At 69.0% G+C, this 23,363-nt stretch carries 26 protein-coding genes and 1 pseudogene; 15 read left to right on the top strand and 12 right to left on the bottom strand.

From position 1 onward, the window contains the following. Positions 1–6 precede the first annotated feature (6 nt). Positions 7–555: a helix-turn-helix domain-containing protein gene (locus CUR96_RS05715; RefSeq protein WP_102192333.1), complete on the bottom strand. Its 549-nt coding sequence runs from the start codon at positions 553–555 to the stop codon at positions 7–9. A 107-nt stretch (positions 556–662) separates the two neighbouring features. Here CUR96_RS05715 and CUR96_RS05710 point away from each other — a divergent pair, with 107 nt between their 5' ends. From CUR96_RS05710 to CUR96_RS05680, 7 genes are all read left to right on the top strand, one after another. Continuing rightward, on the top strand, positions 663–1,379 hold the full coding sequence (locus CUR96_RS05710; RefSeq protein WP_102192332.1) for an AzlC family ABC transporter permease: 717 nt from the start codon (positions 663–665) through the stop codon (positions 1,377–1,379). Then, a complete protein-coding gene (locus tag CUR96_RS05705; protein WP_102192331.1) occupies positions 1,376–1,690 on the top strand; it encodes an AzlD domain-containing protein in 315 nt (104 codons plus the stop codon). Before CUR96_RS05710 ends, CUR96_RS05705 begins: the two co-directional genes overlap by 4 nt. A gap of 26 nt (positions 1,691–1,716) precedes the next feature. Continuing rightward, entirely contained in the window at positions 1,717–2,193 is a 477-nt protein-coding gene (locus tag CUR96_RS05700) for a histidinol dehydrogenase (protein ID WP_245861093.1), read from the top strand. Between the two features lie 9 nt (positions 2,194–2,202). Further along, the gene (gene fdxA / locus CUR96_RS05695) at positions 2,203–2,523 is read left to right on the top strand and encodes a ferredoxin (protein ID WP_102192330.1); all 321 of its coding nucleotides are present in this window, start codon (positions 2,203–2,205) and stop codon (positions 2,521–2,523) included. After that, positions 2,524–3,636, top strand: a complete 1,113-nt coding sequence (dapC, locus tag CUR96_RS05690) for a succinyldiaminopimelate transaminase (RefSeq protein WP_102192329.1) — start codon at positions 2,524–2,526, stop codon at positions 3,634–3,636. Between the two features lie 174 nt (positions 3,637–3,810). Continuing rightward, on the top strand, positions 3,811–5,106 hold the full coding sequence (locus CUR96_RS05685) for a citrate synthase (protein WP_102192544.1): 1,296 nt from the start codon (positions 3,811–3,813) through the stop codon (positions 5,104–5,106). 8 nt (positions 5,107–5,114) lie between these two features. Then, positions 5,115–5,591: an SRPBCC family protein gene (locus tag CUR96_RS05680; RefSeq protein WP_102192328.1), complete on the top strand. Its 477-nt coding sequence runs from the start codon at positions 5,115–5,117 to the stop codon at positions 5,589–5,591. Positions 5,592–5,698: 107 nt separating this feature from the next. Here CUR96_RS05680 and CUR96_RS05675 read toward each other — a convergent pair. Continuing rightward, a pseudogene (locus CUR96_RS05675) lies at positions 5,699–7,057 on the bottom strand (DEAD/DEAH box helicase); the annotation flags it as partial. A gap of 236 nt (positions 7,058–7,293) precedes the next feature. Further along, entirely contained in the window at positions 7,294–8,247 is a 954-nt protein-coding gene (dapD, locus tag CUR96_RS05670; RefSeq protein ID WP_102192326.1) for a 2,3,4,5-tetrahydropyridine-2,6-dicarboxylate N-succinyltransferase, read from the bottom strand. A 40-nt stretch (positions 8,248–8,287) separates the two neighbouring features. On the opposite strand from dapD, the gene dapE reads away from it, so the two are divergent. The 3 genes from dapE (at position 8,288) to CUR96_RS05655 (ending at position 10,832) form a co-directional block, all read left to right on the top strand. Further along, positions 8,288–9,361, top strand: coding sequence for a succinyl-diaminopimelate desuccinylase (gene dapE / locus CUR96_RS05665; protein ID WP_102192325.1), 1,074 nt, complete (start codon positions 8,288–8,290; stop codon positions 9,359–9,361). Continuing rightward, a complete protein-coding gene (locus CUR96_RS05660) occupies positions 9,343–10,563 on the top strand; it encodes a hypothetical protein (RefSeq protein ID WP_102192324.1) in 1,221 nt (406 codons plus the stop codon). Before dapE ends, CUR96_RS05660 begins: the two co-directional genes overlap by 19 nt. Positions 10,564–10,658: 95 nt before the next feature. Beyond that, the gene (locus CUR96_RS05655) at positions 10,659–10,832 is read left to right on the top strand and encodes a DUF3117 domain-containing protein (RefSeq protein ID WP_067122349.1); all 174 of its coding nucleotides are present in this window, start codon (positions 10,659–10,661) and stop codon (positions 10,830–10,832) included. 81 nt (positions 10,833–10,913) lie between these two features. Here CUR96_RS05655 and CUR96_RS05650 read toward each other — a convergent pair whose 3' ends face one another. After that, positions 10,914–11,552 (bottom strand): O-methyltransferase, encoded by a 639-nt coding sequence (locus CUR96_RS05650; RefSeq protein WP_102192323.1) that lies wholly within the window; start codon positions 11,550–11,552, stop codon positions 10,914–10,916. 89 nt (positions 11,553–11,641) lie between these two features. On the opposite strand from CUR96_RS05650, the gene CUR96_RS05645 reads away from it, so the two are divergent. Both CUR96_RS05645 and CUR96_RS05640 read left to right on the top strand, forming a co-directional pair. Next, positions 11,642–12,028, top strand: coding sequence for a twin-arginine translocase TatA/TatE family subunit (locus tag CUR96_RS05645; protein ID WP_102192322.1), 387 nt, complete (start codon positions 11,642–11,644; stop codon positions 12,026–12,028). A gap of 23 nt (positions 12,029–12,051) precedes the next feature. Then, on the top strand, positions 12,052–12,648 hold the full coding sequence (locus tag CUR96_RS05640; RefSeq protein ID WP_146008126.1) for a hypothetical protein: 597 nt from the start codon (positions 12,052–12,054) through the stop codon (positions 12,646–12,648). Here CUR96_RS05640 and CUR96_RS05635 read toward each other — a convergent pair. From CUR96_RS05635 to CUR96_RS05625, 3 genes are read right to left on the bottom strand one after another with little or no spacing between them, the layout of a single operon-like run. Beyond that, positions 12,641–13,762, bottom strand: a complete 1,122-nt coding sequence (locus CUR96_RS05635) for an Mrp/NBP35 family ATP-binding protein (RefSeq protein WP_102192320.1) — start codon at positions 13,760–13,762, stop codon at positions 12,641–12,643. The genes CUR96_RS05640 and CUR96_RS05635 overlap by 8 nt on opposite strands. Continuing rightward, positions 13,759–14,319, bottom strand: coding sequence for a DUF1003 domain-containing protein (locus CUR96_RS05630; RefSeq protein WP_102192319.1), 561 nt, complete (start codon positions 14,317–14,319; stop codon positions 13,759–13,761). The genes CUR96_RS05635 and CUR96_RS05630 overlap by 4 nt, the downstream gene beginning before the upstream one ends. After that, the gene (locus tag CUR96_RS05625; protein ID WP_102192318.1) at positions 14,319–15,584 is read right to left on the bottom strand and encodes a magnesium transporter; all 1,266 of its coding nucleotides are present in this window, start codon (positions 15,582–15,584) and stop codon (positions 14,319–14,321) included. The genes CUR96_RS05630 and CUR96_RS05625 overlap by 1 nt, the downstream gene beginning before the upstream one ends. Positions 15,585–15,671: 87 nt before the next feature. On the opposite strand from CUR96_RS05625, the gene CUR96_RS05620 reads away from it, so the two are divergent. Both CUR96_RS05620 and CUR96_RS05615 read left to right on the top strand, forming a co-directional pair. Beyond that, on the top strand, positions 15,672–16,511 hold the full coding sequence (locus CUR96_RS05620; RefSeq protein ID WP_245861092.1) for a general stress protein: 840 nt from the start codon (positions 15,672–15,674) through the stop codon (positions 16,509–16,511). A gap of 7 nt (positions 16,512–16,518) precedes the next feature. Then, the gene (locus CUR96_RS05615) at positions 16,519–17,175 is read left to right on the top strand and encodes an alpha/beta hydrolase family protein (protein WP_102192317.1); all 657 of its coding nucleotides are present in this window, start codon (positions 16,519–16,521) and stop codon (positions 17,173–17,175) included. A 63-nt stretch (positions 17,176–17,238) separates the two neighbouring features. On the opposite strand, the gene CUR96_RS05610 is transcribed toward CUR96_RS05615, so the two are convergent. Next, positions 17,239–19,062: a phosphatase PAP2 family protein gene (locus CUR96_RS05610; RefSeq protein ID WP_180968954.1), complete on the bottom strand. Its 1,824-nt coding sequence runs from the start codon at positions 19,060–19,062 to the stop codon at positions 17,239–17,241. 324 nt (positions 19,063–19,386) lie between these two features. Here CUR96_RS05610 and CUR96_RS05605 point away from each other — a divergent pair, with 324 nt between their 5' ends. Continuing rightward, the gene (locus CUR96_RS05605; RefSeq protein WP_102192543.1) at positions 19,387–19,776 is read left to right on the top strand and encodes a VOC family protein; all 390 of its coding nucleotides are present in this window, start codon (positions 19,387–19,389) and stop codon (positions 19,774–19,776) included. A gap of 6 nt (positions 19,777–19,782) precedes the next feature. Here the strand turns inward: CUR96_RS05605 and CUR96_RS05600 are convergent, their stop codons facing one another. Genes CUR96_RS05600 through CUR96_RS05590 form a run of 4 tightly spaced genes read right to left on the bottom strand, consistent with a single transcriptional unit; the run spans position 19,783 to position 23,321 of the window. Then, the gene (locus CUR96_RS05600) at positions 19,783–20,691 is read right to left on the bottom strand and encodes a phosphotransferase (protein ID WP_102192315.1); all 909 of its coding nucleotides are present in this window, start codon (positions 20,689–20,691) and stop codon (positions 19,783–19,785) included. Between the two features lie 4 nt (positions 20,692–20,695). Then, positions 20,696–20,857, bottom strand: coding sequence for a hypothetical protein (locus CUR96_RS18565; protein WP_180968953.1), 162 nt, complete (start codon positions 20,855–20,857; stop codon positions 20,696–20,698). Next, the gene (locus CUR96_RS05595) at positions 20,854–22,263 is read right to left on the bottom strand and encodes an aminopeptidase P family protein (protein WP_102192314.1); all 1,410 of its coding nucleotides are present in this window, start codon (positions 22,261–22,263) and stop codon (positions 20,854–20,856) included. Before CUR96_RS05595 ends, CUR96_RS18565 begins: the two co-directional genes overlap by 4 nt. A gap of 35 nt (positions 22,264–22,298) precedes the next feature. Then, positions 22,299–23,321: an endonuclease/exonuclease/phosphatase family protein gene (locus CUR96_RS05590; protein WP_102192313.1), complete on the bottom strand. Its 1,023-nt coding sequence runs from the start codon at positions 23,319–23,321 to the stop codon at positions 22,299–22,301. Between the last annotated feature and the right edge of the window lie 42 nt (positions 23,322–23,363).

Raw genomic sequence — 23,363 nt, 5'->3', positions numbered from 1 at the left:
CTGCGGTCAGCGCAGCTCCGAGATGAGCACCGCGCTGGTGCCTGGCACGAGCGCTTCGAAGATGTGCGGTGAGTCGCCCGGGTAGGAGAGATAGTCGCCGGGGCGCACAGTCACGGGTTCGCCGACCGGGCCGAGCCGTGCCTCGCCGGAGATCAGGATGACGTGCTCGGTCGTGCCCGGGTGGTGCGGGTCGGACACCCGCGGTTTCCCGGGCTCGGCCTGGATGAGGTAGAGATCTCTGCGGGCGCCCGGAGGGCTGGCCGACAGCAGGGTCGCGCTGTACGCGGCGGCCGCGGCGGGCACCCCGGCGAGATCATCGGCGCGAATGAGCGTCGGGGTGTTCGCCTGCTGGTCGACGAGCACTGCGAACGGCACGCCCAGGGCGACGCCGAGGGCCCACAGAGTCTCCACGCTCGGGTTGCCGGAGCCGCTCTCGAGCTGGGACACGGTCGCCTTCGAGATTCCGGCGCGACGGGCGAGCTCCGAGACCGACAACGCTGCCGCTTCCCGCTCCCGACGCAGGGTGCGGGCGATTCGGGTGCGCAGATCCTCCATGTGTTCATCATGTCAAACGATCGTTCGCTTGACTATCCATTGCGCGCTGTTCAGAATGATAGCCATGTGTTCACTGGATCGAACGCCTGGCCATCGAGGGGAGCACCGTGTCGGCAGAACGTGAGGTCTGGCGCGAGGCGCTCGGCGTGGTCCTCGCGACCAGCGCATACGGCATCTCCTTCGGGGCACTCGCCGTCGCCGCCGGGCTCGATGTCTGGCAGGCCTGCGTACTGAGCCTGCTGATGTTCACCGGGGGGTCGCAGTTCGCCTTCGTCGGCGTGTTCGCGGCCGGAGGGCTGGCCGCACTGCCCTCGGCCATCGCCTCCGCCGCGCTCCTGGGCGTGCGCAACGTCGCCTATGGGATGAGGATGTCTCCGGTGGTCGGCGGGGGAGCCTGGCGGCGCGTGGCCGCCGCGCACTTCACGATCGACGAGTCCACCGCCGTCGCGATCTCGCAGAACGAGCCGCGCCTGCGACAGGTCGGGTTCTGGGTCACCGGGATCGGGATCTTCCTGGGCTGGAACGCCACGACGCTGATCGGGGCCCTGGTCGGAGACGTGCTCGGGGACCCGAAGACCTGGGGACTGGACGCAGCGGCCGCCGCCGCATTCCTCGCGCTGTTGTGGCCGCGCCTGAAGCAACGTCAGGCGATCGCCGTCGGCGTCGCCGCCGCTGTCGTCGCCGCCGCGTTCACCCCGTTCCTGATGCCCGGCCTGCCTGTTCTCGTGGCGGCGGTGGTCGCTATCCTCGTCGGCTGGTTCAACTGGTTCGGTCGTGCGGATGCCGTGGTACCCGCCGGGAGCGCGCCGGAGATCTCACGATGAGCGTGTGGAGCGCGATCCTGCTCGCCGCCCTGATCTGCCTCGCGCTCAAGGCGATCGGCTACCTCGTGCCGCCGAAGGTGCTCGAGGCGCCCCGCCCCGCGCGCATCTCCGATCTGCTCACCGTGGGTCTGCTCGCCGCGCTCGTCGCCGTGCAGACGCTCGGCGACGGTCAGGCGATCGTCGTCGACGCCCGGGTACCGGCCCTCCTGGTCGCCGCGGGCCTGCTGTGGCTGAAGCAGTCCTTCCTCGTCGTCGTGTTCGCGGCGGCGCTGGTGGCGGCTCTGCTGCGCCTCGCCGGCCTGGCTGCGTGAACAGGCGGTCCGAGTAGAATCCTCAGGTGCGCATCAGCTGGATCTCCCGGGTTCTGTCGTGGATCGCCGCGGCTCTGGTCGGCGGCGTCTACGGCGTCGCCGGAACGATCGGGCACAGCCTGATGTGGGGTCCGGTACCCGTCGGACTCATCATCGGCGCCATCGCCTGCGCGGCGATCCTGATCGCCATCCGGGCGCTCACTCACGACAGGGGTGCGACCCTGGCCGCGGGGCTCGGGATGATCGGAACGCTCGTCGTGATCTCCGGAGTCGGCCCTGGCGGCTCCGTGGTCGTCGAGGACACGCTCTCCGGGCGCATCTGGACGTACGTGGTAGCCGGCTTCGTGCTTCTCGCCGTCGCCTGGCCGTCGTTCTCGCGCGTGCCGGCGCGAACGCAGGCGCGGCAGACATCGGCAGCGGAACCGCCGGACGATGCTCCCCTCATCACGTCGGTGCCTCTCCACCCGGCCGTACGGAGATCCGAGCCCAGCCACGAGTCGTAGACTGGTGCGGTGACGTATGTGATCGCTCTGCCGTGTGTCGATGTGAAGGATCGTGCCTGCATCGACGAGTGCCCCGTGGACTGCATCTACGAAGGGGAGCGGTCGCTGTACATCCATCCGGATGAATGCGTGGACTGCGGTGCCTGTGAACCGGTGTGCCCGGTTGAGGCGATCTACTACGAGGATGACCTGCCCGAGGAGTGGGCGGACTACTACAAGGCCAACGTGGAGTTCTTCGACGAGATCGGCTCCCCGGGTGGTGCGGCCAAGACCGGCGTCCTCACCTTCGACCACCCCATCATCGCCGCCCTCCCGCCCCAGGGCGAGTAAGTGAGCGTTCGCGACCTCGCCGACTATCCCTGGGACGCCGTCGCTCCGTACCGCGAGCGCGCGGCACAGCATCCGCAGGGGATCGTCGATCTCTCCATCGGATCACCCGTCGACCCCACGCCCGAGATCATCCGGCTGGCACTCGCCGAGGCGACCGATGCGCATGCCTATCCGCAGACGGTCGGCACGCCCGCCCTGCGAGAGGCCATCGTCGGCTGGTATGCGCGTCGACGCGGCGTCCCCGACCTCACCGTCGCCAACGTGATGCCGACGATCGGATCCAAGGAGCTCGTCGCGCTCCTGCCGACGCTCCTCGGCCTCGGCGAGGGCGACATCGTCGTGCATCCCCGCGTGGCCTACCCGACGTACGAGGTCGGCGCCCGCGTCGCGGGAGCGACGCCGCTGGCCGCCGACGACCCCGCGGAGTGGCCGGAGGGCGCCAAGCTCATCTGGATCAACACCCCCGGCAACCCCGACGGACGCACCTGGTCGATCGATGAACTCACCGTTGCTGTGAACCGCGCACGCGAACTCGGGGCCGTGCTCGCGAGCGACGAGTGCTATGCCGAGCTCGGCTGGGACGGACCGTGGGCGACGGAGCCGGTGCCCTCCGTGCTCGACCCCAGGGTGACCGGCGGCAGCCGGGCGAATCTGCTCAGTGTGTACTCGCTGAGCAAGCAGTCGAACCTGGCCGGCTATCGTGCCGCGTTCCTCGCCGGCTGCGCGCGCATCGTGGGCGAGCTGCTCACCACGCGCAAGCATCTCGGTCTGATGCCACCGGCGCCCGTCCAGCACGCCATGACCGTCGCGCTGCAGGACGACGGCCATGTGGCCGCGCAGAAGGAGCTGTACCGCGTGCGCCGCGATCTCCTCCGCCCGGCGGTCGAGGCGGCGGGATTCCGGATCGACGGCTCCGAAGCGGGTCTGTACCTGTGGGCCACCGAGGGGCGGTCCGCGTGGGAGTCGATGCAGCGATTGGCGGAACTCGGCATCCTGGCGGGCCCCGGCCCGTTCTACGGCGCCGTCTCCGGCGAGTACGTGCGGCTCTCGCTCACGGCGCCGAGCGAGCGCGTATCCGAGGCGGCTCGCCGACTGCAGGGCAGGCATCTGTAGGATCCCTCCCGCCTGAGGCTGATCTCTTGGCCGATGTCACAGTAGGCCGATGCGGCTACTAGGCTGTAGAAGCGATTCGGCCGTGACCCGGCCTGGCGCTCTGCGCCGTGACATCGCCCTGATTTTTGACGGAGTCGAGAGACCTACGTGCAAGACACCTATGAGGAGGTCCGCGTGAGCGCAGCGGCAGACCAGCAGGCCACGGCGAAGCTGACGATCGGTGAGACCACCGCGGAGTTCCCGCTGGTGCGGGGCACGGCGGGCCACGACAGCATCGACTTCTCGACGCTGACCCGTCAGACCGGGTACACCGGCCTGGACTACGGCTTCGTGAACACGGCGTCGACGAAGTCCGACATCACGTTCATCGACGGCGACAAGGGCATCCTCCGCTACCGCGGCTACCCGATCGAGCAGCTCGCCGGCAACACGAACTATCTCGAGGTGGCCTGGCTGCTGATCTACGGCGAACTGCCGTCGGCATCCGAACTCGCGGAGTTCGACGAGAAGATCCGCCGCCACACGCTGCTGCACGAAGATCTCAAGCACTTCTTCCAGGCGCTTCCGGACAACGCGCACCCGATGGCCGTGCTCTCCTCGGCGGTGGCCGCTCTCTCGACGTACTACCAGCAGGAATCCGACCCGGCGAACCCCGAGCACGTCGAGCTGAACATGGTGCGGATGCTCGCGAAGCTGCCGGTCATCGCCGCCTACGCGCACAAGAAGAGCATCGGCCAGGCCTTCCTCTACCCGGACAACTCACTGAGCTTCGTCGACAACTTCCTGAAGCTCAACTTCGGCGTGCACTCCGAGCCCTACGAGATCAACCCGGTGATGTCGAAGGCGCTCGAGCTGCTGCTCATCCTGCACGAGGACCACGAGCAGAACGCCTCGACGTCGACGGTGCGCCTCGTCGGATCGACCGGCGCTAACCAGTTCGCGTCGATCTCGGCCGGCATCCAGGCTCTCTCCGGCCCCCTGCACGGCGGGGCGAACGAGGCGGTGCTGACGATGCTCGGCCAGATCCGCGACTCGGGGCAGAGCGTGTCCCGTTTCGTGGACCGGGTGAAGAACAAGGAAGAGGGCGTGAAGCTGATGGGCTTCGGGCACCGGGTCTACAAGAACTACGACCCGCGCGCCAAGCTCGTCAAGGATGCCGCCCGCGAGGTCCTCGCCGAGCTCGGCGTGACCGATCCGCTGCTCGACCTCGCCCAGGAACTCGAAGAGCTCGCGCTCGCCGATGACTACTTCCGGGAGCGACGCCTGTACCCGAACGTCGACTTCTACACCGGCGTCATCTACAAGGCGATGGGCTTCCCGACCCGCATGTTCACCGTGCTGTTCGCGATCGGCCGGCTGCCCGGCTGGCTCGCCCAGTGGCGCGAGCTGCAGAACGATCCGCAGACGAAGATCGGCCGCCCGCAGCAGCTGTACACCGGGTCGCCGGAGCGGCAGTTCCGGACGCTCTGAGTCCGGCGATGCCCGTCGTCAGCGCCGAGATCGTCGTGCCGGTGGATCCGGCGACGGCGTTCGCGGTGTCGCAGACGAGCGGTCGCGTGCGCCGGCGCTGGGATCCGTTCATCAGCGAGCAGCAGTTCCTCGACGGCGCCACGACGGCGGGCAAGGACGTGCTCACCTTCACCCGTCAGCGCCTCGGGTTCTCGATGGTCAGCCGCTACGTCTCCTATGCGCCTCCGACGAACGTCGGCATGGTGATGGTGGACGGCCCGTGGTTCTTCACGAAGTTCGGAGGCGGCTGGCGGTTCTCGCCCGCGTCATCGGGTTCAGGCACGCTCGCGGTGTGGAAGTACAACTTCTCCTGCCGGCCGGCCTGGCTCGCGCCCATGGCCGAATGGATCGGCGTGCGGGTGCTCGGCTTCGAGATCCGGCGACGCATCGCCGGTTTCGCCCGCGGATGCGCCGATCCGGTGGTCCTGGAGGCCGTGCGCGGCTGACGCCGGGGCGAACCGCGGTCCGCACCACCCGCAGACGCCGATGGCCGCCATCCACGAAGGATGACGGCCATCTGCGACTCGGGACCCCGAGTCAGAGCCTGGGGTCAGCGCCCCTGCGAGCCACGACGGCCCTGGCCGCCGCCCTGACCGCGCCCGGCGCCCTGCGCCTGGCCCTGACCGGCAGGACGGGGACGGCGGCTGCAACGGGCCGGGGGAGCGCCCACGCCGCCGGCAGGACGCTGCTTGGGCGCCTGACGCTGCGGCTGCTGCTGGACGATCGGCGCCGGGCGCACGTGCTCGGCGCGCTCTCCGACGAGTTCGTTGACGGCACCGGCGGTGACGTCTTCGAGCGGTGCGGTGATGGATGCCTTGCGGAGGAGGTCCTTCACGTCACGACGCTGCTCGGGGAGAACCACGGTGACGACGGTTCCGGCAGCGCCAGCGCGAGCGGTACGACCGGAGCGGTGAAGGTACGCCTTGTGCTCCATCGGCGGGTCGACGTGCACGACCAGATCGACGTTGTCCACGTGCACACCACGAGCGGCGACGTCGGTGGCGACGAGCACGCGCACGCCACCGTCTTCCGGAGCCGACGAGAACGCGCCGAGGTTGCGCTCACGCGCGTTCTGCGACAGGTTGCCGTGCAGGTCCACAGCCGGGATGCCGGCGGCGGTGAGCTGCTTGGCCAGCTTCTTGGCCTGGTGCTTGGTGCGGGTGAACAGGATGCGGCGGCCGGTGCCGGAGGCGAGCTCGCGCACCAGGGTGGTCTTGTTGTCGGTGGAGTCGACGACGAGCACGCGGTGCGTCATCTCGCCGACCGGCACGCTCTCCTCGTCGACCTGGTGGCTGACCGCGTTCGAGAGGAACCGGCGCGCGAGCGTGTCGATGCCGCCGTCGAGCGTGGCGCTGAACAGCAGACGCTGTCCGCCGGCGGGAGTGGCGGTGAGGATGCGGGTGACGCCGGGCAGGAAGCCGAGGTCGGCCATGTGGTCGGCCTCGTCGAGAACGGTGATCTCGACCGCGTCGAGCTGAACGACCCGCTGCTTCATGAGGTCCTCGAGACGGCCGGGGCACGCCACGACGATGTCGACGCCGCTGCGCAGCGCCTGCTCCTGCGGACGCTGGCTGACGCCGCCGAACACGGTGGTGACGCGGAGGCCTGCTGCTGCTGCGAGGGGCGCGATGGTCGCGGCGATCTGGGTGGCGAGCTCGCGGGTCGGAGCGAGCACGAGGCCGCGCGGGTGACCGGCGCGGGTCGTCCGGGAGGACGCCGAGAGGCGGGCGACGAGCGGCAGCGCGAATGCGATCGTCTTGCCGCTGCCGGTGCGGCCGCGGCCGAGGAGGTCGCGGCCGGCGAGAGAGTCGGGGAGGGTGTCGCGCTGGATGGCGAACGCCTCGGTCTTGCCGTCCGCAGCGAGGACGGCGGCGAGATCGGCGGGCACGCCGAGGTCGAGGAAGGAAGTCATAGATGTATCTCCGTGAGTGCACACGCAAACAGGGGCGCTGTGCGGAAGGTGGGCGACGGCGCGGGATCGCGCATCGTTTCGCCGTTCGAAAAGGCCAGAACCAGCTAGTGGCGCGGGAGCGTGTCGACGACGCAGACGTCTCGCTCTCGCGAGAGGCATCGGGATGACACTATCACGCGCCCCCGGGTGAACTCTGTACGCCGCTGCGCAGTGGGACCTCGCGGCGCGCGAGGGTGTCAGGCGTGCAACGCCTCGTTCAGGGTGACCCCGACCCCGGCTCGCTGCTTCGCCTCGATGGCACCCGTGACCGAATTGCGCCAGAACAGGATGCCGTTGCGGCCGCTGAGCTCGGCGGCCTTCACGGCGCGCTTGCCGCCGTCGGCGGTGTCGGGACCGTCGGCCAGCAGGACCTTCGAGCCGGCGGTGACGTAGAGCCCGGCCTCGACGATGCAGTCGTCGCCCAGCGCGATGCCGATCCCCGCGTTCGCGCCCAGCAGCGAGCGCTCGCCGATCGAGACCCGCACGCTGCCGCCGCCGGACAGGGTTCCCATGATCGAGGCGCCCGCGCCGATGTCGCTGTCCGCTCCGACGACGACACCCTGTGAGATGCGTCCTTCGACCATGGCGGCGCCGAGGGTCCCGGCGTTGAAGTTCACGAATCCCTCATGCATCACGGTCGTCCCGGGGGAGAGGTGGGCTCCCAGGCGGACGCGCGAGGCGTCCGCGATCCGCACGCCGGCGGGCTGGACGTAGTCGGTGAGCCGGGGGAACTTGTCCAGTCCCTGCACCTGGATGCCGGCGCGCTGCAGCTGCGGGCGCAGGCGCGCGGCATCATTCGGATGCATCGGTCCGGCGTTGGTCCACGCGACGTTCGGGAGGTGGCCGAAGATGCCGTCGAGGTTCAGCTCGTTCGGGCGTACGACGAGGTGCGACAACGCGTGCAGGCGCAGATAGGCGTCGGCTGTCGATGCGGGTGCGGCATCCAGATCGACCTGCAGCCGGATGGCCTCCAGAGTGACGTTGCGACGCTCGTCCGGCTCCGCCAGGGCACCCCAGCGGGCTTCGGCAGCGGCGGCATCCGCGGCGCTGGGCGAACCGGTGCCCACCTCGGGGAACCACGCATCCAGGACGGTGCCGTCTCCAGCGATGGTGGTGAGGCCGGCTCCCCAGACAGTGCGCGCTTCAGTCATGCCTCAACGCTACCGAATCCGCGACAGTAGGCTGGAACGCATGCTGCTCGACCTGACCGCCTCCTCCGTCGATCTCACTCGCGCGATCTGCGACATGCCCAGCGTTTCCGGCGATGAGAAGGCACTGGCCGATGCGATCGAGGCCTCCGTCACCCCGCTCGCGCACCTCGAAGTCATCCGTCACGGGAACACGATCGTCGCCCGCACCAACCTCCGTCGCGCGCAGCGGGTCGTGATCGCCGGGCACATCGACACCGTCCCGATCAACGAGAACCTCCCCACCCGCGACATCGAGATCGACGGTGAGGCGTTCCTCTGGGGGCGCGGAACCGTCGACATGAAATCCGGGACCGCCGTGCAGCTGAAGCTCGCTGCCGAACTCACCGACCCGGTGATCGACATCACCTGGATGTGGTACGACAACGAAGAGGTCGCGGCGTCGAAGAACGGACTCGGTCTTCTGGCCGCGGTTCGTCCCGATCTGTTCGCAGCGGACTTCGCGATCCTCGGGGAGCCGTCCAATGGCGAGGTCGAGGGCGGCTGCAACGGCACGCTGCGTGCGATCGTGCGCACCGTCGGCGTCCGCGCGCACAGCGCCAGGGCCTGGATCGGCGAGAACGCCATCCACCGAGCGGCTCCCATCCTCACCAGGCTGGCCGAGTACCGGGCCCGCGAGATCCCGGTGGACGGGCTCCTGTACCGCGAGAGCCTCAGCGCCGTGCGCATCGCTGGGGGCGTCGCCGGCAACGTGATCCCGGATGCGTGCGAGGTCGAGGTCAACTACCGCTTCGCCCCGAACAAGAACGCGGCGGAGGCCGAGGCGCATGTGCGCGGCGTGCTGGCCGGGTTCGACGTCGAGATCACGGATGCCGCGGAGGGCGCCCGGCCGGGTCTCGACGCGCCCATCGCCCAGGACTTCGTGAAGGCCGTCGGAGCCGAACCCCAGCCCAAGTACGGGTGGACGGATGTCGCCCGCTTCTCCGCACTCGGCATCCCCGCGGTGAACTACGGGCCCGGCGATCCTCACCTCGCCCATCACGATCAGGAACGGGTGCCGCTCGCGCAGATCGATGCCGTGGAGCGGGGACTCCGCGCATGGCTCACCGCGCGCTGATCGGAGCCGCTCGACGGTGGGCCGAACTGCCCGTCGTCGCGCGCATCGCGATCGTCTACGTGGCGGCGCGCCTGGCGACGACAGGGTTTCTCCTGCTCGCCGCATCATTGTCGACGCCGCTCTCCCGGTTCGGGCCCGACCCCGCACTCGCGGACTTCGTCCTCGGCTGGGATGCGCAGTGGTACTGGTCGGTCGCCGAGTACGGCTACCCGGACCGACTGCCGCTGACGGAGTCCGGCGAAGTCGCCGAGAACACCTGGGCGTTCATGCCGGTCTACGCATACGCCGCGAAGGCACTGGGACTGCTCTTCGGCTCCTGGGGGGCCGGCGCGCTCCTCCTCTCGCTCGCGGCCGGCTTCCTCGCGTGCCTCGCACTGCACCGGCTGCTGCGGGAGCGGATCGGCGCCTCGGCCGCGATGTGGGCTGTCGTGTTCTTCGCCGCCGGTCCGCTCGGGGCGCTGTTCCAGGTCGGATACGCCGAGGTGCTGTTCCTGCTGTTCCTGTTCCTCGCGCTGGATGCCGTGACCCGACGCCGCTTCTGGATGCTGTATCTGCTCGTGCCGCTGATGGCGTTCACCCGCCCCGGCGTTCTCGCCTTCGCGCTGTATCTGGGCCTGTACGGCATCCTGCGGTGGCTCCGGCGTCGCGACGATCCGCTCCCGGGCCGTGAGATCGTGCACATCGTCGCTCTCGGCGCGCTCGCCACGGCGACCGGGTTCGGCTGGCAGGTGATCGCGGGTCTCGTGACAGGCGACCCGGGTTCGTACCTCGCCACGGAGCTGGCCTGGCGGCGCAACTGGATCGCCGGCGGCGCACCGGCATTCGTGCCGTTCGAGGGCTGGATCCAGGCGGCCCAGTTCTGGTTCGGGCAGTGGGGGATGCCGTCCTGGTGGGGGCTCATCGCCTTGGCGGCGGTGGTCGCGGCCTTCGGCGTCGCCCTGTGGCGCTCACCGCAGGTGGCGGCGCTCGGTGCCGATCTGCGGCTGTGGAGCGCGAGTTACGCGCTGTACCTCCTCGCGGTGTTCTTCCCGCAGTCGAGTACGTTCCGGTTGCTGATCCCGCTCAGTCCGCTGTGGGGAGCCGTCGCGGTTCCACGCGCGCGGGGGTGGCGGATCGGAGTGCTGGTGGTGTGTCTGCTGGGTCAATGGCTGTGGATCTACCACGTCTACGCCCTCGGCAGCACGTTCTGGCAGGTGCCCTGAACGTTACGCGTTGGTGCATTTCTTCACATGTGACGTCCGGGTGTCATTCACAACCGATAAAGTTATTCCATACCACCGAGGGAAAAGGAGCCACGATGGCAGCGATGAAGCCAAGAACCGGAGACGGACCGATGGAGGCCGTGAAGGAGGGGCGACTCATCATCGTGCGTGTCCCGCTTGAGGGCGGCGGCCGTCTGGTCGTCTCCGTGAACGATGCCGAGGCCAAGGAGCTTCACGACGTGCTGGCAGCCGTCGTGACGCCGGCCTGACGAGACCTCCGTCCGCGCGAGCGGATGCGGAAGGGGCGGTGGATCATCGATCCACCGCCCCTTTTTGTACTCGGTCGGGCGTCAGCCGCGCTCGGCGATGCTGACCAGCTGGAGCAGGCCTTCGCCTGTGGGCGACACCGCTGCGAGGACGGCCGAGGACTCCTGGGTCTCCTGGATGAGCGAGCGGTAGGCGGCGGTGACCGCGTCGCGCTGCACGGGGTCGGCCACGCGTCCTCCGGCGAGCACGCGTGGAACGAGCACCATCCCGCCGTTGCGGGCCAGACGCAGGCCGTGCTCCACGTACTCGATCACATTCTCGGCATCGGCGTCGACCAGCACGATGTCGTAGGAGGCCTCGTTCATCCGCGGCAGCACATCTGCGGCGCGCCCGGTGATGAATCGCGCCTTCGTCGAGGAGATCTTCGCGTCGGCGAACGCCTGGCGGGCTGCGGCCAGATGCTCGGGCTCATTGTCGATGGAGGTGAGCACCGCCTGCGGAGCGCCCCGCATCAGCCAGAGTCCTGAGACTCCGGCGCCTGTCCCGATCTCGACGATCGACCGGGCGCCGGTGGCGGCGGCCAGCACGGCGATCTGCGCGCCGACGGCCGCACTGATCGGGGACGCTCCCAGCTCGATGGCGTGGGCGCGTGCGCGAGCGATCGCGTCCGGTTCGACGATGGATTCACGGATGAAACGTGCGTTCGCGTCGTGCTCGCTCATGGCCTGATTCTCCCGTTGATGTTCATTCTCTTTCCAGCGTATGCGCACGGTGTGTGCGGCAATGGCAGGCGCGGCGGTAGCCTGGGCATATGACATTCGGGCTCACCTTCGAGAAGCTCCTGCTGATCGGTCTGATCGCGGTGATGATCATCGGTCCTGAGCGCCTCCCCAGGGTCGCCGAGAACTTCTCCAAGTTCGTGCGACGGGCCGGTGTCTTCCTGCGCGACACGAAGTCCAAGGTGCGCGAGGAGATGGGCCCTGAGATCGACGACGTCGACTGGCGCAAGCTCGACCCGCGTCAGTACGACCCTCGCCGCATCATCCGGGATGCGCTGCTCGAGGAGGACCCGAAGCCGGCGACACCGGCTGCAGCCATCGCCGAACCTGTGCCGGAGCCGCTCTCTCCACGTCGCTCCCAGGTCAGTCCCGCCTTCACCGGTGGCAATCCGCCTCCGTTCGACGTCGAGGCCACGTGAGCCCAGCCGCTCACAGATCCGGGTTGACCGATCGGGATCATGTGGCGCTCGGCACCGCGCTCGTCGCCCTGCTCGCCGGAATCCTCATCTGGATGATGTGGGTGATTCCGATCGCGTCCTCCGTCGACGGGGCCGAGCCGAGCGCGCTCAGCAGCACCATCCGCGTCGACGTGGATGAGGGCGAGCGGTTCGGTATCTGGGCCAGCGGGATCTCGCCTGCGCTCGGTTCGACCAGCTGTACGGCGATCGCACCGGACGGCGTGGAGCTGCCGCGGCGCGGCGCGCCGTCGCTGACATGGGACGACACGTTGTGGTGGATGACTCCACGGCGCGGATTCGAGCAGGTCGCGCAGTTCACGGCATCCGTGTCCGGAGCCCACATGGTGACGTGCGCGGATTCGCTCGACACCTACGACGGCGAGTTCCTTGTTGCCGGGGACACCTTCGGGGGAGGCGAGCTGGGCCTGGGCCGCACGGGATCGAACGGTTTCGCGATGGGGACGGTACTGGCGTTCTGCGCAGTCGTCCTGCCGTTGTTCTCGGTACTGCTCCCTGTGGTGATCGCCCTGAGGATCGCATTCACCCGACGGCGCTCCGCGAGGCGGACCGCCGTCAGCTGAGCGACATCGGCAGGGAGCGCCCGGCGAGACCGCGTCCCTGTGCAGTCAAGGCCCGAGCAAGATCGACGATGGTGGATGCAGCGGCATCCGCCGGTTCGCCGATCACCACGGGGACTCCGGCATCGCCTCCCGTGCGCAGAGCGGGGCTCAGCGGTATCGATGCCAGCAGCGGTACCGGCCCACCCGGCTCGGACAGTGCCTTCGCGACCGCGGCGCCCCCGCCGGCACCGAACAGATCGACGACGGTGCCGTCAGGCAGTGCGAACGCGGCCATGTTCTCCACGACGCCGATCACGCGCTGCCCGGTCTGCCGGGCGACGAGGCCACTGCGGATCGCCACCTCGGATGCGGCCGTCTGCGGTGTCGTGACGACCAGCACCTCGGCATGGGGGAGCAGCTGACCGATCGAGATCGCGATATCGCCGGTACCGGGCGGCATGTCGATGAGGAGCACATCGAGGTCGCCGAAGAAGACGTCGGTGAGGAACTGCGTGACGGTGCGATGCAGCATCGGCCCACGCCAGGCGACCACGGCTTCGCCGTCGCGCAGGAACATCCCGATCGAGATCGTCTTCACTCCGTAGGCGACCGGCGGCAGCATGAGATCGTCGATGCGGGTCGGCTGGGTGCCGGCCGGGATCCCGAGAAGCCCGGGGATCGAGAAGCCATGCACATCGGCATCCACGAGACCGACCGCGAGTCCCTGCTCGGCGAGCGCGACGGCGAGATTCGCGGTGACGGTGGACTTGCCGACTCCGCCCTTGCCGCTGGAGACCAGGATCACCCGGGTGAGCGAGTCCGGGCCGAACGGCATCTGCCGCGCCGGCCGTCCATCGCGCAGCTTCTCGGTCAGTGCCTTGCGCTCGCCGGGCGTCATCACGCCCACGTCGACGACGACCTCCCCGATTCCGGGAACGGATGCCGCCGCCTGCCGCACGTCGGACTCGATGCGCTGCGCGGCTGGGCATCCGGCGATCGTCAGCACGATGGCGACCTGTGCGACATCGCCGTGCACCGTGATCCCGCGCACCATGTCGAGGTCGCCGATCGGACGGCGGAGCTCCGGATCGGTGACCGCGGCCACGGCATCCCGGACCCGATCGGCCGTCGTCATGAGTGGTCTTCGCGGGAGTGCGTCTTCGGCGCGGGGCCGGACGGCGCTTTCGGATCGGTCTCCTCGAGCTCTGCGAGCAGTGCCTTCAGCTCCTGACGCAGCACGTCTCGGGTCACCGTCTGGGAGTTGCGCTCCTCGAGCGACATCCGCAGCGCGACGATCTCGCGGGCGAGGTACTCGGTGTCGGCGAGATTCCGTTCCGCGCGCTGACGGTCCTGTTCGATCTGCACACGGTCGCGGTCGTCCTGACGGTTCTGCGCCAGCAGGATCAGCGGGGCGGCATAGGACGCCTGAAGGGAGAGCATCAGCGTGAGCGCCGTGAACCCGTTGGCGGCGGCATCGAATCGCCAGTTCTCCGGAGTCATCGTGTTCCAGATGATCCACAGGACGCAGAACAGCGACAGCAGGACGAGGAAGGTCGGCGTGCCCATGGCGCGAGCGACCCATTCGGTGAACCGGCCGAAGCGGTCGCGCGAGGTGGGGCGCTGACGGGTGGTGCCGCGGCCGAGGGGTGTGCCGCGGCCGAGGGGCGCATCGAGGCGCGCGGAACGGGCCATCAGGGCGCCGCCTTCGCTTCGGTCGTCTCATCGGTGTCGTGACTGCGCCAGTCATCCGGCAGCAGGTAATCGAGCATGTCGTCGATGCTGATCGCTCCGACCAGGCGATGCGCCGCGTCGATGACCGGCAGCGAGACGAGATCGTAGCTCGCCAGCATCCGGGCGACCTCCATGGCGGATGCCGTGACCGACACCGTCTCGAGGGTCTCGTCCATGATCGCTCCCAGCCGCTCGTGAGGCGGATAGCGCAGCATCCGCTGGAAGTGCACGACTCCGAGCAGACGCCCGGTCGGCGTCTCGAACGGCGGAAGCGTCACGAACACCGCGGCCGCGAGGGCCGGATGCAGTTCGTGACGGCGGATCAGCGCGAGCGCCTCGGCGACGGTGGCGTCGGCCGACAGGATGATCGGCTCCGGAGTCATCAGGCCACCGGCGGTGTCGGGGCCGTAGCGGAGCAGCATCCTGACGTCCTCCGCCTCCTCCGGCTCCATCAGCTGGAGCAGTTGCTCGAGCCGGCTGGACGGCAGCTGGGCGAGGAGGTCGGCCGCGTCATCCGGATCCATCTGGTCGAGGATGTCGGCCGCTCTCTCGTCTCCGAGCTGATCGAGGATGTGCACCTGCTCGTCCTCGGGCATCTCTTCGAGGGCGTCGGCGAGACGGTCGTCGGAGAGCTCCTCCGCCACTTCGAGCATGCGTTTCTCGGGCAGATCGAGAAGTGTGTTGGCGAGATCGGCCGCGTGGAGCTCGGAATACGAGGCGACCAGCTGCTCGGCGGACTGGGATTCTCCGGGCGCGCGCTCCTCGGCGACTTCGCTCCATGCGGCGAACGTCGTCGGCCCCTTCGCGAACGGGGAGGCGCTGGTCTTCGGCCGGCGCAGGAACAGCTGGCTGATCGCCCACTCGCCGAGCCGGTTCGGTTCGATCGCGACATCCTCGACGACGGCGCTCCCGCTGCCGTCGGCGAAGGTCACCCGGCGACCGAGCATCTCGGCGAGAACCCGCACTTCGCCGGCGCGCGGCTGGAAGCGGCGCACGTTGATGAGGCCGGTGCTGATCACCTGGCCGGAGCGGATGGAGGTGACCCGTCCGATGGACAGGAACACGTGGCGTCTTCCCGGGATCTCCACGACGAGGCCGATCACGCGGGGAGCACCGGTACTTCGGTACACGATGACGACGTCACGGACTTTGCCGAGCCGGTCGCCCGCGGGGTCGAAGACAGCGCACCCGGCCAGGCGCGCGGCAAAAACCCGTTGTGTGCTCACCCTCCCAGCGTAGTGCGCGTGTCTCCGGCGCGCGGTCGGATCCACGGTTCCCAGTACCCCCATCGGCGGGCGTGGAAGAATGGCTGCATGAGCATGCTGAACCGTCCGGCCAACGGCACCGAAACAGGCGAGACCGTCGCTTCGATGCGCGACTACGAGGCCGCCCAGAAGGCGGTGTCCAAGCTGATCGCGGGGGAGGTGCCCGCACGGGACATTGCGATCATCGGGCAGAGCGTGCGCACGGTCGAACGTGTCACCGGCCGGCTGGGATACGCGGCGGCTGCCCGCTCCGGCGCGATCAACGGTGTGCTCATCGGGCTCTTCCTCGCGGCGATCCTCGTGATCGGCCAGCCGGAGGTGCCGATCCAGCTCTTCGTCGGGTTCGTGCTGATCGGCGTCGCCGTGGGCATGCTGCTCAGCCTCATCACCTACGCGATCGTGCGGCGCCGGCGCGATTTCGCGAGCATCACGCAGTTCGCGGCCGATCACTACGAGGTGACGGTCATGCCGACCTCGCTCGCGAAGGCCCGACAGGTGCTGGGTGCGGTGACCCCGCAGACGGTTCGTCCCCCGGTGAACCTCGACGAGCCTCCGCGCTACGGCGAACGGGTGACCCCGGGCTCGACGCCCGCGGCTCCTGCCCCGGCTCCCGTGTCCGGCGCCGAGGGGTACGTCATCCCGCCGCGTCCCGCGACTCCGATGTACGGCGAGCGGGTGGATCCTGCGTCGACGGATGCTGCAGCTTCCGCCGCTGCTCCGGGTCCAGCTCCTGCACCCGCTGCAGCTCCCGTGGATCCCGCTCCGGCCGACCCGGCTCCCCACAGCGCCCCTGACTCCTCCTCGGCCGCGGCGGAAGGCGAAGGAGCTTCCGCATCCGACGGGCAGAGCTCGCGTCCTGCCGGGCGCGAGAGCGACGCGGACTCCTGACCTCCGGATGGTTCCGTTCCGCTTCGATGTGACGCTGCCCACGGGAGCGGTCGAGGTGTCGGCGGTGTGGAGCGAGGGAACCGGCCGAGGGACGGTGCTGATCGCGCACGGTGCCGGCACCGGCATGGACCATCCCTTCCTCACAGGCTTCGCCGGGGCGCTCAGTGAGGACGGGTTCTCGACGCTGCGATTCAATTTCCCGTACGTGGAACTCGGACGGCGGATGCCGGGTCCGGCCACGCACGCCATCGCGACCTGGAACGCGGCGGTCGCCGGTGCTCGGGATCGAAACCCGCAGGGTCCGGTGTGGGCGACCGGCAAGTCGTACGGTGGGCGGATGGCCTCCATGGCCGTCGCTGAGGGCCTCGCCGTCGATGGGCTGGCCTATCTGGGGTACCCGCTGCATCCTCCGGGACGGCCCGAGAAGCCCCGAGCTGAGCATCTTCCGGCGATCACCGTGCCGCAGCTGTTCATCGAGGGGACGAACGACCCGTTCATCCAGCCGCTGTCGCAGTTCGAAGAGGTCATCGCGACCTGCCGGGATGCGCGGGTGGCATGGATCGACGGCGGTGGGCACACATTCGAGGTGAAGGGCCGCAAGCGGCCGGCCGCCGAGATAGGTGCGTCGCTCGCGCCACTGGTGGCGGATTTCGCCAGGGCGTGATCCGGCGGTGACCCGCATCGGCGGGCGGGAACAGCGTGTTCCCGCCCGCCGATCGGGTCGCGATCAGTGCTGGGCGTCGCCTGAGATGACGAGCGTGAGCACGTCTCCCTTCACCTTCAGCTCGGCCGCCTGACCCGCCGGAAGGCCGGTGACTTCGAGAACCGGGAGCTTGCCCGGATACTTGTCGGCCTCGATGAGAGGAAGGCTCGACGGCAGGCTCTCGAGAGCCGAGAGATCGACGGCGAGGGTCCCGGGCAGTTTGACCTTGCCCTCGACGAGAAGCGCCGGAGTCGAGGGGTCCTCGACCGTGAGCCGGAGAGTCGCCCGCTTCTTCTGGGTGAGGTCTCCGTCGATCAGCAGCGTACCGACGGCCTGCTCGTGGAGCGTGCCTTCACGGATCTCGACGTCGCCGGTGCCGAGCGCCGAGGTGGTCGTCGCCGTGAGTTCACCGCCGTCGAGCAGCACGTCGCCCGCGAAGGAGTTCTCCCCGGCGAGGACGAGCGATCCGGAGCCGGTCACCGTGAGGCCGCCGGACCCGTCGATGTCATTGCGCCAGACGTCCGCCGCGCCGTAGCCGGCTGCCGCCGCGTCGTACGTCACTGCGACGTCGCGATCGAACGAACCGAAGCCGTTCGCTGCGGCGAAGAGATTGATGCGTCCCCACCCCTCGGCGTCATCGGCGACAGGCAGGCCGGAGTCGAGGGCTGTGGAGTAGAGCACCCATCGCAGCTGATCGTCGTCGAGCGACGGGTACCGGGTGCGGATGAGCTCCTCCGCGCCCCGGGGGACGACGGGCGCGATGCCTGCTTCCCCGACCGTATCGAGGCCGAACGTCGTCTGGGCGATGTACTCGGCGAGGCGCTCCTGGTAGGCGTCGCGGTCGGTGTCGAGGTCGAGTTCGGCGCCGAGCAGCGCGTCGGCGTCGGCCGTCGCCTCTGCCACGAGGCCCGCGTTGGCGTCATCGGCCAGCGTCGCCGCGGCGATCGCGGTGGCGAGGATGCGGCCGCCGATCACGTCGAGCGACGAGTGCATGCCTGCCTCGACGCGGCTGTAGCCGAGATCGGCCGACTGCAGGATGAGGTCGTCGTAGTGCTCGGGCACGGCCGTGGCCATCGCGATGCCCGCGAGGAAGGCGGCGTTGGTGTGGCCGCTCGGGAAGCCGCCATCGGACGCGGCCTGCGAGTCCGGCTTCTTGACCGGCAGCAGCGCCGGCACGATCGAGACCTCATCGCTCCAACGGAACGGGCGCATGTACTGGTAGAACTCCTTCGCGCGGTTCGACGTCGCCCAGTTGCCGCGCACGGTGTCGACGAGTTGCACGACGCTGCCGAGTTCGGAGGAGGTGTCGGCCCAGGCGCCGTTGTCGTTGCCGCCGTCGGAGTAGGCGACCGTGAGCGCATCGGCCGGGATCTCATCCGGAATGGTCGTGCCCGCGTTGGTGAGATCGCGGAAGGCCGGTGCGTCTTCGACGAGTCCGTCGATGATCGAGTAGCTCTGGTGGCGACGGTCGGCGAGGTACGCCGCGTCGGCCTCCTCCGGCGAGCGGTTCTGGGTGATCTGCACGGAGGTGGCGATGTTCTGCTCGTGAACCTGCTGATTCAGCACGGTGCCGTCGTTCCAGGTCTGGCCCGGGGTCCAGTATTCGAGCATCTCGGAGAGGACGCCGATGGCGGGGTTCGTCTCGGGCGTCATGAACTCCGGCGTGTTCTGCGTGTACGTGTCGACGTACGCCCCGTACGCCGCCTCGTGGGGCTCGATGGCTGAAGGGTCGACGTCGTCGCTGTGACCGGGATTCGCCGCGAACGCAGGCTGCGCGAAAACGGGGGTGAGGAGCAGGGGTGCGAGCACGGCGCACGTGGCGATCTTGCGGCGGGTGGGGGATGGCACGGGGGTTCCTTTCCTGAGCCCGCCCGAGGCGGGCTCGTGGGGATTCGGCGCAGTCGTGAGCGCGCACGGGGGCGAGGGAAGGGTGCCGGAACGGGATGAACGATGAGGAAACGACGGACGCGGACAAAGAATGCGTTGCCGACTCCCGAACCGGTATTGAGTTATTGTCAGAACATAGCGCACCGGCTCACGAGACTCCATCGTTCCGCACGATCGATTCGCACGCCTCTGCAGGACATAACCTGGAGAGGGGAGTTCGAGAAGACGGAGATGACGGATGCCGACCAGGGGTTCTCGTACCGCTGTGTGTCGTGGGCGGCAGGAATGAATGGGCTTCACCACGTCGAGGTGTGGGTCGCCGAGCTCGACGTGGCGCTGGAGTCCTGGGGCTGGATGCTGGACCGGCTGGGTTTCGAGTGCACCTCGGAGTGGTCGAATGGGCGGACCTGGGATGCAGACGGTGCGTATGTCACTTTGACGACCTCGCCCAACCTGAAGCCGTCGTCTCATGACCGACGCCGGCCCGGGGTGAATCACCTCGCCTTCTGGGGCGGATCTCGCTCGGAGGTCGACGCGATCATGTCCGAAGCGGCGGAGCACGGCTGGCGGGCGCTGTATCAGGATCGCTATCCGCATGCCGGAGGCCCGGACCACTACGCGGGCTGGCTGGAGAACGACGACGGGTTCAAGGTCGAGGTCGTGGCGGACCCCTGAACCCGCTCACCCGGCCAGCGCGCCCACCTCGGAATCCGCAAGCAGCCGCCGCACCGTCGAGAGTCCGAGCGCACTCATCTCGGCGTTCGTCTCCTCGTAGTACCAGCCCAGTCCCATCGCCTGCTGCAGCGCCCACGCCGCACCCCGGAACCACTCAATGTCATCGGCGCCGACCCCGTCACGGACCAAACGACGCGCTGGGGCATCGAACAGATGCCACGCCGCGACGAGATCGAGCGCCCTGTCGGCCGGACCGAACCCGCCGCCGTCGAGCACGCCGGTGAGCCGCCATGCGCCGGAGGCGTCCGAGACGAGCAGATTCGGCGGGGTCAGATCACGGTGGCTCATCGTGTCCGGGCCGGACGGCGGCAGTTCTCGCAGTGCTGCCCACAACGCGGTGACACACTGAGCGTCGAGCAGATGAGCGCTCCGGTCGATGCACTCCGCCATCCACTCGTCGTGATCCGGGAGGGACCCGCCGCGGCCGCGACCGTCGAAGACCCGGTCGCCAGGACCCACTGAACGCAGGGTGCCGATGAGCTTCCCGATGTCCTCCGCCAACGTCAGCGAGTCGGCGTGCGCGTCGTGCCGGGCGGTCTGCCCGGCGACCCACGTCTGCACCGACCACGCCGAGGGGTACTCGTCCGTCCCCGCAGCCATGCCGACCGGAATCGAGGCCGGGAATGGACAGACCGCGGCGAACGCATCGAGGGCCGAGGCCTCAGCCGCGAGCTCGCTCTCCGCCACCGCGGCGAGGGGGAACCGCGCCACGAGGTCGTCGCCGATCCGAACGATCGTGTTCACCGTCCCGGCCGTGCGGAAGTGTCGCACAGGGAGGTCGGCCAGCTCCGGGAACCGCAGGGCGATCAGCCGGCGGGCGAGATCGTCATCGACGTCGAGTTGATCCTCGTGCATCGGGTCAGCGTCCGGGCTTGCCCGCATCGACCCATCGCGTGTGCGCCTTCAAGGCGTGCAAGACCGCCAATCGGACGGCGAAATAGATCACCGCACCAATGGCCAGGGCAGCCATCGCATAGACGAGCAGGATGAGAACCAGGTGCATCCCGGACAGGCCCATCATCCCTGCACTCGCGCGATCCAGGCCTCGACGTCATCGGCGGTCCGCGGGATCGCGGACGACAGGTTCACCGGGCCGTCCGCGGTCATCAGGATGTCGTCCTCGATGCGCACGCCGATGCCGCGGAGCTCGGCCGGTACGGTCAGATCGTCGATCTGGAAGTACAGTCCCGGCTCGATCGTGAAGATCATTCCCGGCTCCAGGATCCCGTCGTAGTACATCTCACGACGCGCCTGCGCGCAGTCGTGCACGTCGATCCCCAGGTGGTGCGATGTGCCGTGCACCATGTAGCGGCGGTGCTGGCCACCGGCATCCGCATCCAGTGCCTCCTCTGCGCTGACCGGAAGCAGACTCCACTCGGCGACGCGCGCCGCGATCACCTGCATCGCGGCCTCGTGCACGGTGCGGAAGCGCACACCGATGCGCGCGGCGGCGAAGGCGGCATCTGCCGCCTCGACCGCGGCGTCGTACACCCGGCGCTGCACCTCGGTGAACGTGCCGGAGACCGGCAGGGTCCTGGTGATGTCGGCGGTGTACAGGCTGTCCGCCTCGACGCCGGCGTCGACGAGGATCAGATCGCCTGGAGCGACGACGCCGTCATTGCGCGTCCAGTGGAGGTAGCAGGCGTGCGGCCCGGACGCGGCGATGGTGTCGTACCCCTCACCGTTGCCTTCCTCACGGGCGCGGCGGTGGAAGACCCCTTCGACGACGCGCTCGCCGCGGGCGTGGGCGGAGGCCTCGGGAAGAGCGCGGATGATGTCGTCGAACCCGAGAGCGGTGATGTCGACGGCGCGTCGCATCTCGGCGATCTCGAACTCGTCCTTGACGAGGCGCAGCTCGGAGACGTAGCTGTCCAGCGCGGCATCCTCGCCGAGCACCAGTTCGCCCTCGATGGCTGCGAAGTCGTCGAGGTGCGCGGTCGCGATGGCGAGATCCGCAGCGACGCCGGCGAGCGACGGGCGCGGACCGATCCAGAACTCGCCGACCGTGGCATCGGCGTAGAACTCGGTCGTCGTGCGGTCGGCGCGCTCGCGGAAGAACAGGGTCACGTCGTGACCCTCGGTGGTCGGCTCGAAGACGAGAACGGAGTCGGGCTCGGCATCCGATGCCCATCCGGTCAGGTGCGCGAAGGCGGAATGCGCGCGGAACACGTAGTCGGTGTCGTTGCTGCGCTGCTTGAGCGATCCTGCCGGGATCACCAGGCGCTTGCCCGGGAAGGCCGCGGAGACCGCGTCGCGACGAGCAGCGGCGAACGGTGCCTGTGCTCGCGCATCCGGCAGTGACTCCGGGCGTTCGGCCCATCCGGTGGAGATGGTGTCGAGGAAGCCCCGGGGGAACGGCTGCTTGCGGTTGGTGGTGCTGGTCTCGGCGGTGGGCTCAGCGATCGTGTCGCGCTCTCCTGTGCTCATCCGACAAGTCTGTCATCTGTGCGGCGATCCCGGTATCAGCCCGCGGGCTCGAGCTGCACGACCAGCCCTCGGTGATCACTTCCGCCTGCGTCCGCGAAGACGAGCGAACCGGACGGCCGCCAGTTCGGCGAGGCCATCACGTGGTCGATCGGCGCACCGGCCAGTGCGGGAAGAGAGCTCGGCCAGGTGCCGACGAGGCCGTTGCCGGTGCGGGACGCCACGTCGCGGCAGTACCCCATGTCACCGCCGTCGACGCCGAGCGGAGCCATGTGGTCGACCGTGGCGTTGAAGTCGCCGGCGAGGATGACGTCTCCCTGCGGGCACTGGTCGGCGATCCACTGCAGATCGGACTTCCAGTCCTCCATCTCCTCGAGCCGCGGTGCGACGGCGTGCACGGCCACGATCGTCGGGCCCTCCCCGTCGACGGGCATCAAAACGGCGCTCGGCACCGATCCGGTGTTGCTCGTGCCGTCTTCTGACGACTGGATGACGGAGTAGTCGCCCAGTGCGGGGGAGACCAGCACCGTGGTCTGCCACGACTGCGGACCGTCGGGGACGTCAGGGTTGAACTGCACGTGGTGCACCCACATCGGGTAACCCTGCTCGCGCAGCATGATCGCGATGCTCTCGCCGACGGTCTGCGCGGTCTCCGGAAGCGACACGATGTCGGCACCCTGATCAAGGATCTGCTGGGCGATCTCGGCGGCCGGCACAGCCTCGCCCGCGGTGTTCCATGTCATCACCCGGATGCTGGAATCCGTCTTCTCCGGAAGCGATGAGCTGCCGAATCCGCGCGTCGCACCGATGATCCCGGTCGCGCCGGCGCCGATCAGGGCGACGATCAGGACGGATGCGGCGAAGCCGCGCATCGGGCGGGCGAGGAGGAGCAGCAGCGCGAGGACGGCGACCACCAGGAACCCGCCCAGCACGAGGCCGCGAGCGGCGACGAGCTGCGCGAACGGATATGTCTGCTCGAGACGGAAGAACTGCGGCCAGACGACGATCGCGGTCGCGATCGCGAGCAGCAGCGTGCAGAGGATCCCGAGGAGACGAAACATCCCGTCAAGCCTAGGAGGAGAGCCTGTGAACTCCCTGCCGCG

Origin of the sequence: Microbacterium aurantiacum (assembly GCF_002872075.1) — a bacterium.
GTDB classification, from domain to species: Bacteria; Actinomycetota; Actinomycetes; order Actinomycetales; family Microbacteriaceae; genus Microbacterium; species Microbacterium aurantiacum_A.
Note: the sequence above shows the minus strand (reverse complement) of the source record. Positions and strands in the feature narration are given on the sequence as shown.

Coding starts and splice junctions, on each gene's coding strand:
- CUR96_RS05605 (WP_102192543.1), top strand. CDS start 19,387: ATGAATGGGCTTCACCACGTCGAGGTGTGGGTCGCCGAGCTCGACGTG.
- CUR96_RS18565 (WP_180968953.1), bottom strand. CDS start 20,857: ATGATGGGCCTGTCCGGGATGCACCTGGTTCTCATCCTGCTCGTCTAT.
- CUR96_RS05680 (WP_102192328.1), top strand. CDS start 5,115: ATGCCCGTCGTCAGCGCCGAGATCGTCGTGCCGGTGGATCCGGCGACG.
- CUR96_RS05590 (WP_102192313.1), bottom strand. CDS start 23,321: ATGTTTCGTCTCCTCGGGATCCTCTGCACGCTGCTGCTCGCGATCGCG.
- CUR96_RS05635 (WP_102192320.1), bottom strand. CDS start 13,762: ATGACGACGGCCGATCGGGTCCGGGATGCCGTGGCCGCGGTCACCGAT.
- CUR96_RS05630 (WP_102192319.1), bottom strand. CDS start 14,319: ATGGCCCGTTCCGCGCGCCTCGATGCGCCCCTCGGCCGCGGCACACCC.
- dapE (WP_102192325.1), top strand. CDS start 8,288: ATGCTGCTCGACCTGACCGCCTCCTCCGTCGATCTCACTCGCGCGATC.
- CUR96_RS05650 (WP_102192323.1), bottom strand. CDS start 11,552: ATGAGCGAGCACGACGCGAACGCACGTTTCATCCGTGAATCCATCGTC.
- CUR96_RS05620 (WP_245861092.1), top strand. CDS start 15,672: ATGAGCATGCTGAACCGTCCGGCCAACGGCACCGAAACAGGCGAGACC.
- CUR96_RS05715 (WP_102192333.1), bottom strand. CDS start 555: ATGGAGGATCTGCGCACCCGAATCGCCCGCACCCTGCGTCGGGAGCGG.
- CUR96_RS05705 (WP_102192331.1), top strand. CDS start 1,376: ATGAGCGTGTGGAGCGCGATCCTGCTCGCCGCCCTGATCTGCCTCGCG.
- CUR96_RS05595 (WP_102192314.1), bottom strand. CDS start 22,263: ATGAGCACAGGAGAGCGCGACACGATCGCTGAGCCCACCGCCGAGACC.
- CUR96_RS05615 (WP_102192317.1), top strand. CDS start 16,519: ATGGTTCCGTTCCGCTTCGATGTGACGCTGCCCACGGGAGCGGTCGAG.
- CUR96_RS05660 (WP_102192324.1), top strand. CDS start 9,343: ATGGCTCACCGCGCGCTGATCGGAGCCGCTCGACGGTGGGCCGAACTG.
- dapD (WP_102192326.1), bottom strand. CDS start 8,247: ATGACTGAAGCGCGCACTGTCTGGGGAGCCGGCCTCACCACCATCGCT.
- CUR96_RS05655 (WP_067122349.1), top strand. CDS start 10,659: ATGGCAGCGATGAAGCCAAGAACCGGAGACGGACCGATGGAGGCCGTG.
- CUR96_RS05600 (WP_102192315.1), bottom strand. CDS start 20,691: ATGCACGAGGATCAACTCGACGTCGATGACGATCTCGCCCGCCGGCTG.
- CUR96_RS05645 (WP_102192322.1), top strand. CDS start 11,642: ATGACATTCGGGCTCACCTTCGAGAAGCTCCTGCTGATCGGTCTGATC.